Genomic DNA, 11,783 nt, shown 5'->3' with positions numbered 1-11,783 from the left:
CCTGCCCGGTCGGCAGGGTCATCCACGTGTTCAGCAGGAGGCCCCCGGCGGTGGCGGCGGGAAACCACCGCCGCCCATGGGCCTCCATGAAGAGATGACATCGTTCATGCTCGAGCCACCCACGTAGACGTTCGCGAGGTTGTTGATGCCTGAGCCAGGCGGCACCGCAACGCCGCGACCCTGGAAGTTGTTGTGTTCGTAGAAGCAGATCGGTGTGGGGGTGGGATTGGTGATGGACGAGATGTTGTCCTGGAACCCGCGGCCGAGCTGCTTGAGAGCGTCACTTACCGTGGTCGCAGTGCCGGGCGCGCAGCCGCCTCCATTTGCGTTCACACAGACGGTGATCGTGTTGGCCGCTGCGCCGGCGTCACCCGTGGAGGCAGCTGCGCTGCCGGCGAAGGCGCCGATGACGCCAAGGGTCAATGCGAGACTTGCCGTCGCGCCGGTGAGTGGGTTTCTGAGCATACCCATGAGGCGTTTCCTCCAGGTTGGGCCCGTCCGGATCCGGTCCGGCTGTCGAGCGTTCCTTGTGTGCTTGGGCGGAGGTGCCCACATCGTGGGCCTCCGCGATCGACGAGGGATCGTCAACTCTTAGACCGGGTGGGGATCGCGGATGTGACTCGCTCGTTGGCCCTGCTGGGCGGACGGGTCTTCCTCGTTTGTCTGTTCCGTAGAAACCGACCCGAGTGCAACGGCACCCCCGCGCCTCTGCCACGGCAGTAGGGCGGGGGTGCGGTTGCCTTCTCTCGGTCTCAGCCGACCGCGCAGCTCCCCTCGCCCAGCGTGAACGAGGCCGGTTCCGCGTTCGCCCCCGACCAGTCGCCGGTGAAGCCGAAGCTCACCGAGGCGCCGGGGGCGACGCCCTTGTTCCAGGCCACGTTCCTCGCCGTCACCGACGTGCCGGACTGGGTGTGTTCCGCGTTCCACATCTGGGTCACCCGCTGGCCGCCGGCGAACGACCAGTCGAGGGACCAGCCGTTCCAGGCCGACGTGCCCGTGTTGGTGAGCCGGACGTCCGCCTGGAAGCCGCCGGACCACTGGTTCGTGACCGTGTAGGTGACCTCGCAGGCGCCGGTGGGTGTCGGATCGGGTCCGGGGCCCGGGTCGGTGCCGCCGTCGCCGCCCGCCGTGTCGCCGTAGACGACGCCCCTGCCGTTGGTCGCGACGTACACCCGGCCGTACACCCGCGGGTCACCGGTGATGGCGGCGCCGGTCCAGCCCCACTGGTGGGCGTCGTCGTTGACGCGGGTCCAGGTCGCGCCCGCATCGGTGGAGCGGAAGATGCCGCGGACGCCACCGATCTCCGCGCTGGTGAACAGGGTCTGGTAGGCGGCGTCCGGGGCCGCCTTGCCGAAGCCGACGGTGTCGGCCGCGTCGACGTTCGTCAGCTTGGTGAAGGCCGCGCCGCCGTCCGTCGAGTGCCACAGGCCGTACGGGCCGTCCGCCGCCCCGCCGGCCAGCCAGACGTCCCCCTCGGCGCCGGGCAGCGCCTTGAAGCGCACGCTGTCACCGGCGGGCAGGCCGGCCGCCGCCGAGGCGGTGAAGGTCGCGCCGCCGTCCGTGCTGACGTAGAACTTCCCGGACTTGAAGCCGTAGAAGGTGGCGGGGTCCACGCGGTCGGACTCGACGACCGCGCCCGCGGGGATGCCGGTCGACGCCTGCCATGACGTGCCGAAGCCCGTCGTGTACTGGACACCGGTGCCCTCGGGGCTCCACACGAAGCGGCTGCCGTCCGCGCCCGCCGCGACCGTGCCGCCGCCGCTCACCCCCGACGGGTCGGTGCCGCCGAACCAGTTGGCACCGTTGTCCGTGGAGAACGCGATGTGCGGGCCCGAGTCGAGGTTGCCGGCCCGGACCACCGTGTCCGGGTTCGTCTCCGCGAAGTCCAGGCTCGTGGTGGAGGTGAAGTTCGGCGAGGTGTACATCATCGACGGGACCTCGGTCAGGCTCGTGTGCCGGAAGCCTCCGACGTCACCCAGGGCGCTGAGCAGCGGGGCGCCGGACGGGGGCGAGGCCAGGTCGTTGACCGCCGTCTCCTCCAGGCCGCGCACCATCGGCTCGACCGTGAACGTGCCGCCCTCGTCGTCCCAGGCGGTCAGGTCCTCTGTGCCGTAGATCGTGGCGCCCGTGCCGTACATCATCCGGTCCGAGTCGAACGGGTCGATCTCCAGCGCCTCCGTCATCCAGCCCAGCTTCGGCGTCTGCTCGGGCGGCGTCGGATTCGCGCCCCAGGTGAGCCACGGGGACGAGGACACGTCCATCGTGTAGCGGTTCTCGCGGTTCGGGTACGACGTGTAGCTCCACGCCTGGGTCCACGTCGCGCCGCTGTCCGTCGAGCGGAAGATCTGCGTGTCCGGCCACCACGAGCTGTACGCGGTCGCCATCACCGTCCCCGGGTGCTGCCGGTCCACGGTCAGGCCGCTGAAGCCGTAGTACGTGTCCGCCTCCGCCACCGGGCTGATGTCCGTCCAGGTGCCGGTCGCCGTCGCGTACCGGTACAGCCGGCCCTTGCCGCCGTCGTACGGGCCGCCCGTGTCGCTGTACGCGAGGTACAGGTAGCCGTTCTCCGCGTCCAGCACGCCCTTGTGGGCCAGGTAGCCCGTGGGCTGGCCGGCGAGCCGTTCCCAGGTCGCGCCCGCGTCCGTCGAGCGGTAGACCGCGTTCTCCTTGTCGGCGACCCCGACGTAGACGGTCCCCGTCGCCGCGCCCGCGCCGCCGCCCGTGGACTCGTCGAAGGTGACCCACGTGATGCCCTGGTTGTCGGAGGCGTAGCCGGACGTGTCGGCCGGGTCCTGCGCGTAGTTCCCGGGGTTCGGGAAGGCCGTCACCTCGGACCAGGTGACGCCCGCGTCGGTGGACCGCCACAGGCCGTGCCCGCTGGGTGCGCCCAGGTACAGGACGTCGTTGTCGTGCGGGTCGACGGCCAGACGCTCGCCCGTCCCGCGGCCCGGCATGTTGCCGCCCAGCTTGAACGGCAGGTCCGTCTTCTCCCAGGTCGCCCCGCGGTCGGCGGAACGCAGCACCGCGCCGTTCGTCGGGTCCCAGTCGTTGGTGTACGTGCCGACCGCCGCGTACACCCGGTCGGGGTCGACGGAGTCGGAGGCGACACCGACCACACCGGTGTGGCCCCAGTCGTCCCAGCCGACGTGGTCGAGCAGCGGCGTCCAGGTGTGGGACGACTCCTGCCAGCGGTAGGCGCCGCCGATGTCGGTACGGGCGTAGGCCAGGTCCTTCTCGGTGCGGTTGAAGACGATGCCGGGGACGAAGCCGCCCCCGTCGATGCGGGCGTTCCTCCAGGTGTAGCCGTCGGCGGAGACCGCCGGTTTCGGGGCCTCGGCCGCCGGCGCGCTCGGCGGGCTGCCCGCGAGCAGGCCGGCCGCGAGGGCCAGCAGCACGGTGAGTGTCCGGGTTCTTCGCACGGTGTGGAACCGTCCTTCCGTCAGGAACAGAACACATGCGAGGACCGGGCGGCCCCAGGCGTGGGCAGGGGCCGCCCGGTCGGTTGGTCCCGTCGTCCGGTGACGAGACCGAGCACGCGGAGCCGTCAGGCGCCACGGGGGAAGAAGCGGTGCCCACGGCGCCCCTGGAAGGGGCGCGGGGCCGTATCGACTTGCGGCTACCGCCGCGCGAGCGCGACCAGCCACACCCAGCCCGCAGCCGAAAACGAACCGCCCAACCCGCGGAGCGCCTCGCGGGGGCTATTCCAGTAGCTCCGCGTACGAACCCATGGCGAGGGCTATGTCCGCCTGGGCCCAGAACCGGTGGTACGTGAACGTGGGCGCGGCACCGCCCCGGAGGTAGCTCTCGATCTTCGACCAGGCCGGGTCGTCCTGGTAGAAGGAGCGGATCGAGGCGAAGGTCGACGACGCGTCGACCGTGTCGCCGTTCGGCATGGTGCCGCTCCAGCCGCCCGGGACGTAGATCCCGTCGTCGAAGCGGTTGTAGTCGGCGCGGGTCTCCGGGACGGCGATGCCGAGCGCGTCCTGGTTGTTCTCCCACATGCCGTCGAGCAGAGCCTTGGCGGTCGAGGCCGCCTCCGTGTCGCCCGAGCGGTCGGCGTAGTAGGTCAGGGTCTTGGCGTAGGCCGCCGCCACCCCCACGTCGTTGGTGTAGTCCGCGACCGTGACGTGCAGGTCGCCGTTGTCACCCGGGGACGAGGCGTTCCAGGTGTCGGGCTGCCCCGACCACTGGAGCGTCGACGGCATCAGGAAGGTGCCGTCCGGGTTGACCGTCGTCTCCGACAGCGCCCAGTCGACCCACTTGTCCAGGACCGCCTTGGCACCGGCGTCACCGCTCTGCTGGTAGTACTCGGCGACCCGCTCCATGGACCACGCCTGGAAGCCGAACCACTGGTTGGACGGCGGGTCGTGGTACACCGGCTTCTCGTCGTAGTACATGCCGTAGAAGGTCGGCGTACCGGCCGGCGGCGTCGCGTAGCGGCCCGCCCAGCTGTTGGTCGCGCCGCCCGCGATGGCACCCTCGTCCGACTGCAGCCAGCGGTAGAACTCCACCTGCCGGTCCAGGGACTTGACCCAGTCGGACTGGCCCGTCGCCGACTTCGGCCTCAGGTCGGCGTCGGTGCTCAGCGCGTACGCGGCCAGCGGGTTCTGGTAGCCGCCGTGGGTGTGGCTGGAGCCGATGCGCCAGGCCCAGCCCGCCGAGGTGTCGACCGCGCCGCCCCATGCGTAGTACCAGGACAGCAGGTAGTGCGAGGAGTCCTTGCCGGTGCCGGCCGGGCAGCTCGACGGCCCCACGCAGTCGCCGACCTTCTTGAAGTACTTGTCGAACATGGCGTAGCGCAGGTAGTCACCCATCTTCGCGGCCTTGTCGAGGGTCGAGGAGATCTCGTCGGCCTTGCCCTGCTCCCCGGCCCAGACGTCCGCCCAGTACGCGGCCTGCACGGCACGCGCGTCGGCGTCCGGGGCGTTGGTGAACTTCCACTGCTTGGCGTAGGAGGCGTCACCGGTGAACAGGTCGAGGTAGCCGTTCTTCCCGCCGTACTCGAAGGCGTCGCAGGTCGGCTGCGGCACCGTCTCCCACACCGACTCCTGCGCGCCGCGCTGGAAGGTGTTGATGTAGGACGGGCCGGTGTCCGCGGGGCCCGCCTCGCAGTTGCCGGGCGAGTTGCCGTAGCCGTAGGTGTTGTCCACGTCCTGGAGCCAGTGCATGCCGTACACGTCATCCGTGCCGTACGCCGACTTCAGCTCACCGGCGATCGGGTCCGAGCCCACCGGCACGGTGCCGTCCAGCGGCGCCGGGTACTCGTTCGGCGTGTCCAGCTCGGGGGCGTAGGTCGCCGGCTTCGAGGCGTTGTACGAGGAGTTGGTGGGCTGGTCGGCGTGGGTGGGGATCATGTACGTCTCCATGATCTCCCAGGCGTTGTTGAACCTCTCCCAGTCGCCGGTCACCTTGCCGTACATGGCCTGGAGCCACAGCAGATAGCTGTACGCCTCCGACGTGGTCTCGTGGCCGTGGTCCGGGGCCTCGACGATGAGCGTCTCGACCGAGTGGTACGGGATGCCCTCCGGCGAGAAGTAGCCGTTCGCCGGGTCGGTGATCTTGCCGTACAGCTCCAGGAACCGGGCGTCGTAGTCCTTCGCGGCCGCCAGCTGGGTCACGGTGACCGTGGCCTTGCCGTGGCCGGGAGCCGTCGACTCGAAGACCGCCGAGCCGCTGCCGGCGGCGTCCGCCGAGACGGTCACCCGCTGGGCGGTGTCCCAGTCGGAGGGCGTGAAGGTGAGGCTCGCGCCGCCGGTCAGTGTCAGGCCCGTGTTGCCGCTCGCGCGGGAGGTCGTGACGGTCACGTTCGCCGTCGGCTGCTCCGACAGCTTGACCTCGTAGGATCCCGACTCGCCCTGTTGGACGCCCAGTTGGCTCGGCGAGGCGACGACGGTCGGTCCCGCCGCCACCGTGATGCCGACCGGCGTCGAGTCCGCGGAGGCGCCCGTGCTGTCGTAGGCCTTCGCCACCAGGGAATGACTGCCCACGGTCAAACCAGAGGCCGAGTAGGTGTACGGCGAACTGGTGTCGGTGCCCAGCAGGGTGGTGTCGTCGTAGAACTCCACCTTGCCGATGGTGGCGCCGTCGGCCGCGGCCGCCGTGGCCGCCAGCGGAACCGCCTCGCCCCGCGAGTACACCGCGCCCGCCTCCGGGCTGGTCAGCACCGTGATCGGCGGCTGGTGCGCGCCGGTGCAGGAGGTGCCGTTGACCGCGAAGTCCGTCGGCGCGGCGTTGCCGCCGCTGTACGTGAACTGTCCGCCGGTGGAGACGGCGGCCCCGGCGGCGATCCGCGCGTTGTACGACGCGTTCTTCACGGTGACGTTCCGGCCGGACTGGGACCAGCTGCCGTTCCAGCCGTTGGTCAGCTTCTGGTCACCGGCGTAGGAATACGTCAGCGTCCAGCCGTCGATGGCGTCGGTACCCCGGTTGGTCAGTGCCAGCTCGGCGGTGAAGCCGGAGCCCCAGTCGTTGGTCCTGTAGTCCACGCTGCACTGAAGTGCGGCCGCCTGGGCGGGAGTCGAACCTGTACCCAGCATCGTGAGGGGGAGTGCCAGGGCCGCCAGTGCGGCGGTCCACCATCGCCGCGCGGTGCGGCGTCTGTGTCTGTGTCCGGGGTGCATGGTGCTGGTTCCTCCTTGCGGCTCGGGGAGGGGTGGGGGAGGAGCAACAAGCCTTGAACCAGTGGGAGCGCTCCCATAGTGGAGAGGGTGCCTGGTGCGGTCAAGATGTGTGGAGAGTCGAAAAGATTCGACAGTGCCGGCCGGCAGAAAGTCGGTAACTCCTCTGTTCTTTGCCGTCACTTGGCGCTACCTTCGCTGCACCAGTGGGAGCGGTTCCATCAGTCGACGCGTCCGTCACGGCGTGTCCGAACTGCAAGGAGTCGCTCATGCGCCACCCCCCGTTCCACCCTCCGCGTTCAGGACTTTTAGCCGTCGCCGCAGCCGTGGCCGCTACGTGTCCGACGCCTGGCCGGCCCGTGTGCCGGATCGCTCACCCCGCGGGCGGCACCGCCGTGCCCGCGGGCCGTTCCTGACCTCCGATCACGACGGCACCCCCATGCCGATCGGCAGCGGGCCGCGCCGAGGGACGCGCGGCCCCGGACGACAGCAGCACCCCCACGAAAGAAGGAACCCGCACTCATGACCCGTACCAGAACCGCGATGCTCGCCGCCCTGACACTGGTCGCCGGCGCCTCCGGCACGGCACTGGCCGCCCAGTCCGCGAGCGCCGGAGCCGCGGCCGCCGCCTGCGCCGTCGACTACGAGGTGCAGAACGACTGGGGAAGCGGATTCACCGCCGCCGTGACCGTCACCAACAACGGTGCCGCCACGTCCAGCTGGTCCTTGGGCTGGACGTACGCCGGCAGCCAGAAGGTCACCAACAGCTGGAACGCGAAGGTCAGTCAGAGCGGTGCCGCCGTCACCGCGACCAACGAGTCGTACAACGGCACGCTCTCCACGGGCGGCTCGGCGAGCTTCGGCTTCCAGGGCACCTACAGCGGCAGCAACGCGATCCCGGCCACCTTCACCCTCAACGGCGTGACCTGCAACGTCGACGGCGGGACCGACCCCACGGATCCCACCGACCCGACGGACCCCACGGACCCGACCGATCCCACCGGCCCGTCCGACCGGGTGGACAACCCCTATGACGGCGCCCAGGTCTACGTGAACCCCGAGTGGTCCGCCAACGCCGCCGCCGAGCCCGGCGGCGACCGCATCGCCGACGAGCCGACCGGTGTGTGGCTCGACCGGATCGCCGCCATCGAGGGCGTGGACGGCGGCATGGGCCTGCGCGACCACCTGGACGCCGCGCTGGCGCAGAAGGGCTCCGGCGAGATGGCGATCCAGCTCGTCATCTACAACCTGCCCGGACGCGACTGCGCCGCCCTCGCCTCCAACGGCGAGCTGGGCCCGACCGAGATCGACCGGTACAAGACCGAGTACATCGACCCGATCGCCGAGATCCTCTCCGACCCGAAGTACGCGGGTCTGCGGATCGTCACCACGGTCGAGATCGACTCGCTGCCCAACCTGGTCACCAACGTCTCCGGGCGGCCGACCGCCACGGAGAACTGCGACGTGATGAAGGCCAACGGCAACTACCAGAAGGGCGTCGGCTACGCCCTGAACAAGCTCGGCGACATCGGCAACGTCTACAACTACGTCGACGCCGGCCACCACGGCTGGCTCGGCTGGGACGACAACTTCGGCGCCTCCGCCGAGATGTTCAAGTCCGCCGCCACCACCGAGGGCGCGACCGTCGCCGACGTGCAGGGTTTCATCGTCAACACCGCCAACTACAGCGCCCTGAAGGAGGACAACTTCAAGATCGCGGACTCGGTGAACGGGACCTCCGTGCGCCAGTCCAAGTGGGTCGACTGGAACCAGTACACCGACGAACTGTCCTACGCCCAGGCCATGCGCGACAAGCTGGTCTCGATCGGCTTCGACCGGAACATCGGCATGCTGATCGACACCTCCCGCAACGGCTGGGGCGGCTCGGCCCGGCCCGCCGGTCCCGGTCCGCAGACCAGCGTCGACGCCTACGTGGACGGTGGCCGCTACGACCGCCGTATCCACCTCGGCAACTGGTGCAACCAGTCCGGAGCCGGCCTCGGTGAACGTCCGCAGGCCAGCCCCGCCGCCGGGATCGACGCGTACGTCTGGATGAAGCCCCCGGGCGAGTCCGACGGTGCGAGCGAGGCCATCGACAACGACGAGGGCAAGGGCTTCGACCGGATGTGCGACCCCACCTACGAGGGCAACGCGCGCAACGGCAACAGCCCCTCGGGCGCGCTGCCGAACGCCCCGGTGTCCGGGCACTGGTTCTCCGCGCAGTTCCAGGAGCTCATGAAGAACGCCTACCCGCCCCTGTCCTGAGCGGATTCCCGCGCCTGCCGCGCGGGTGAGCCGCCGGGGTCCGGTCCTCGCGGGCCGGCCCCGGCGGCCGGGTGGTCGTGCACCCCCCTTTTTTTGCGGGACCGGCAACTTCAGTTGCGTCCGGGTGGCGAGTCGTCGCACCCTGACGGCACCGCGAACGGGAGGCCGACCAGCATGGCGCACGACCACCAGGACCACGACAGGCACGGCTCCGCCCACGAGCAGAGCCACGCACACCGGCACGGACACGCCCACGACCACGCAGACATCGACTGGGCCGAGATGGCCCCGCACCTAGAGGCGCAGGCCGAGCTGTACACGCCGCTGTACCGGCAGGCCATGGCCTGGCTGGCCCGGGAGGTGACCGATCCCGGCCTGGTCGTCGACGTCGGCAGCGGACCCGGCGTCGTGTCCTGTCTGTTCGCCGACACCTTCCCCGGCGCCCGCGTCGTCGCCGCCGACGGCGCGGCACCGCTCCTCGAGCGCGCCCGCGCCCGCGCCGAGCGGCTCGGGGTCGGCGACCGCTTCGGCACCCTCGCGGGCGACCTGCCCGCCGCACTGGCCGAGCTGGACCACCCCGCCGACCTGATGTGGGCCAGCCAGAGCCTGCACCATCTCCCCGACCAGCGCGCGGCCCTCGCCGCCCTCGGCGGGCACCTCGCCCCCGGCGGCACGCTGGCGATCCTGGAGGGCGGACTGCCCGCCCGGTTCCTGCCCCGCGACATCGGCATCGGACGCCCCGGCCTCCAGGCCAGGATCCGCGCCGTGGAGGAGGACGCGTTCGCCGAGATGCGCGCCGACCTGCCGGACTCCGTGGCCGAGGCCGAGGACTGGCCCGCGATGCTGACCGCCGCCGGACTGAAGCACACCGGCACCCGCAGCTTCCTGCTCGACCTGCCCGCACCCGTCTCCGACGCGGCCCGCGACTACGTCACCACGTCACTGTCCCGGCTGCGCGAGCGCATCGGCGAGCGGCTCGACACCGACGACCTCGCCACCCTGGACCGCCTTCTCGACCCCGCCGACGAGGCGGGTGTGCACCGCCGCCAGGACCTGTTCGTGCTGGTGGCGCACACCGTGTACACGGCGGTGCGGCCGGCCTGACCCCGTGCCGAAGCCCGTCCGGAGCGCGCGCACTTGACTTCGAGAGCGCTCTACGTGATGGACTCCCCGCTGTCCGTGAGAGAGACAGGAACAGACACAGGGGGGAACCATGACCGACACCGACACACCGGTCACGCTGATCACCGGTGGCGGCAGCGGCATCGGAGCCGCTGTCGCCCGGCGGCTGCTGGACGCCGGGCAGCGGGTGGCCGTCACGGGACGCGGGGAGGCGAGACTGCGGGCGTTCGGCGCGGAACTCGGCGACCCCGGGAACCTGCTGACGATCCGGGGCAGCGCCGCCGAGCACGACCAGGTGGCCGCCGCCGTCGAGACCACGCTGAAGGAGTTCGGCCGCCTCGACACGGTCGTCGCCAACGCCGGCTTCGCCACCCACGACTCGGTCGCCGAGGGCGACCCGGCCGGCTGGACGGAGATGGTGCTGACCAACGTGCTGGGCCCGGCCCTGCTGATCAGGGCGTCCATCGACGCGCTCAGGGAGACGCGCGGGCGGATCGTGCTGGTGGGCAGCGTCGCCGGCTTCGTGAACACGCCGGGCAACATCTACGGCGCCACCAAGTGGGCGGTGACCGGCCTCGCCGAGAACACCCGGCGGGAGGTGACGCAGTGGGGCGTGGGCGTGACCCTGATCGCGCCCGGCCGGGTGGAGACCCCGTTCTGGGACGGTACCGGGGGCCTGCCGCCGGGCGAACTGCTCACCGCCGACCAGATCGCCGACTCGGTCGTCTGGGCCATGGCCCAGCCCGCCGGGGTCGACGTCAACACCGTGGTCGTACGGCCGCTGGGGCAGCCCAACTGACGACCGACACGCGGAGAGACAGGCACACGGGAAGAGGGGCCCGGCCGCGCAGACGGCCGGGCCCCTCTTCCCGTGTGTACCGCTCAGGAGTTGACGTCCGCCGGGTCCGAGCCCAGCCGACGGTCCTCGTTCAGCGCGCTGATCGCCGCGAGGTCCTCGGTGTCCAGGGTGAAGCCGAACACGTCGATGTTCTCCTTGATCCGGGACGGCGTCACGGACTTCGGGATCACCACGTTGCCCAGCTGGAGGTGCCAGCGCAGCACCACCTGGGCCGGGGTGCGCCCGTGCTTCTGGGCGATCGCGACGATCGCGGGGATGTCCAGGATGCCCTTGCCGGAGCCGAGCGGGGACCACGCCTCGGTGGCGATGCCCTGCTCCGCGTGCGCCTCGCGGGCGGCGTGCTGCTGGAGGTGCGGGTGCAGCTCGATCTGGTTGACGGCCGGAATCACCGACGTCTCGGCGGTCAGCCGCTCCAGGTGCTCCGGCAGGAAGTTGGACACGCCGATGGCGCGGACCCGCCCGTCGGCGAGCAGCTTCTCGAACGCCTTGTAACTGTCGACGTACGTGCCCTCGGCCGGCATGGGCCAGTGGATCAGGTAGAGGTCGAGGTACTCCAGGCCGAGCTTCGCCAGCGAGGTGTCGAAGGCACGGAGCGTGGAGTCGTACCCCTGGTCGCTGTTCCAGAGCTTGGTGGTGACGAAAAGATCCTCGCGGGCCAGACCGGAGGCGGCGATCGCCCTGCCGGTGCCCTCTTCGTTGCCGTAGATCGCCGCTGTGTCGATGCTGCGGTACCCGGCCTCCAGCGCCTGGGCGACGGCGGTCTGCGCCTCGTCGTCCGGCACCTGCCAGACGCCGAAGCCCAGCTGGGGCATCTCGACGCCGTTGTTCAGGATGATCGGGGGGACCTTGCTGCTCACGAGCTCTTGATCCTTCGGTTGTGGTCAGGTGGTACTCATATCGTCAACGATCACGAGCCCCCG

The 11,783-nt window shown here is 70.6% G+C and carries 7 protein-coding genes; 3 read left to right on the top strand and 4 right to left on the bottom strand.

Annotated features, from left to right (window positions below):
• Positions 1 to 30 precede the first annotated feature (30 nt).
• From ACIQFU_RS13200 to ACIQFU_RS13190, 3 genes are all read right to left on the bottom strand, one after another.
• Complete coding sequence (locus tag ACIQFU_RS13200; protein WP_402551110.1) at positions 31 to 471, bottom strand: peptidase inhibitor family I36 protein; 441 nt, start codon at positions 469 to 471, stop codon at positions 31 to 33.
• Between the two features lie 281 nt (positions 472 to 752).
• The gene (locus ACIQFU_RS13195; protein WP_402551109.1) at positions 753 to 3,419 is read right to left on the bottom strand and encodes a cellulose binding domain-containing protein; all 2,667 of its coding nucleotides are present in this window, start codon (positions 3,417 to 3,419) and stop codon (positions 753 to 755) included.
• Positions 3,420 to 3,698: 279 nt separating this feature from the next.
• The gene (locus ACIQFU_RS13190) at positions 3,699 to 6,620 is read right to left on the bottom strand and encodes a glycoside hydrolase family 48 protein (RefSeq protein WP_402551107.1); all 2,922 of its coding nucleotides are present in this window, start codon (positions 6,618 to 6,620) and stop codon (positions 3,699 to 3,701) included.
• A 519-nt stretch (positions 6,621 to 7,139) separates the two neighbouring features.
• On the opposite strand from ACIQFU_RS13190, the gene ACIQFU_RS13185 reads away from it, so the two are divergent.
• From ACIQFU_RS13185 to ACIQFU_RS13175, 3 genes are all read left to right on the top strand, one after another.
• The gene (locus ACIQFU_RS13185) at positions 7,140 to 8,882 is read left to right on the top strand and encodes a glycoside hydrolase family 6 protein (protein WP_402551105.1); all 1,743 of its coding nucleotides are present in this window, start codon (positions 7,140 to 7,142) and stop codon (positions 8,880 to 8,882) included.
• Positions 8,883 to 9,056: 174 nt separating this feature from the next.
• A complete protein-coding gene (locus tag ACIQFU_RS13180; protein ID WP_402551103.1) occupies positions 9,057 to 9,986 on the top strand; it encodes a class I SAM-dependent methyltransferase in 930 nt (309 codons plus the stop codon).
• A 109-nt stretch (positions 9,987 to 10,095) separates the two neighbouring features.
• The gene (locus ACIQFU_RS13175; RefSeq protein WP_402551102.1) at positions 10,096 to 10,803 is read left to right on the top strand and encodes an SDR family oxidoreductase; all 708 of its coding nucleotides are present in this window, start codon (positions 10,096 to 10,098) and stop codon (positions 10,801 to 10,803) included.
• Between the two features lie 83 nt (positions 10,804 to 10,886).
• Here ACIQFU_RS13175 and ACIQFU_RS13170 read toward each other — a convergent pair whose 3' ends face one another.
• A complete protein-coding gene (locus ACIQFU_RS13170; protein WP_402551101.1) occupies positions 10,887 to 11,720 on the bottom strand; it encodes an aldo/keto reductase in 834 nt (277 codons plus the stop codon).
• Between the last annotated feature and the right edge of the window lie 63 nt (positions 11,721 to 11,783).

Origin of the sequence: Streptomyces sp. NPDC093065, from assembly GCF_044754585.1 — a bacterium.
In the GTDB taxonomy this organism is placed as follows: Bacteria; Actinomycetota; Actinomycetes; order Streptomycetales; family Streptomycetaceae; genus Streptomyces.
This window is presented reverse-complemented; position numbering and strand designations above follow the sequence as displayed.

Bases quoted from the DNA above. Each gene is read 5' to 3' on its own strand.
- ACIQFU_RS13200 (WP_402551110.1), bottom strand. From the start codon at position 471: ATGGGTATGCTCAGAAACCCACTCACCGGCGCGACGGCAAGTCTCGCA.
- ACIQFU_RS13190 (WP_402551107.1), bottom strand. From the start codon at position 6,620: ATGCACCCCGGACACAGACACAGACGCCGCACCGCGCGGCGATGGTGG.
- ACIQFU_RS13185 (WP_402551105.1), top strand. From the start codon at position 7,140: ATGACCCGTACCAGAACCGCGATGCTCGCCGCCCTGACACTGGTCGCC.
- ACIQFU_RS13180 (WP_402551103.1), top strand. From the start codon at position 9,057: ATGGCGCACGACCACCAGGACCACGACAGGCACGGCTCCGCCCACGAG.
- ACIQFU_RS13175 (WP_402551102.1), top strand. From the start codon at position 10,096: ATGACCGACACCGACACACCGGTCACGCTGATCACCGGTGGCGGCAGC.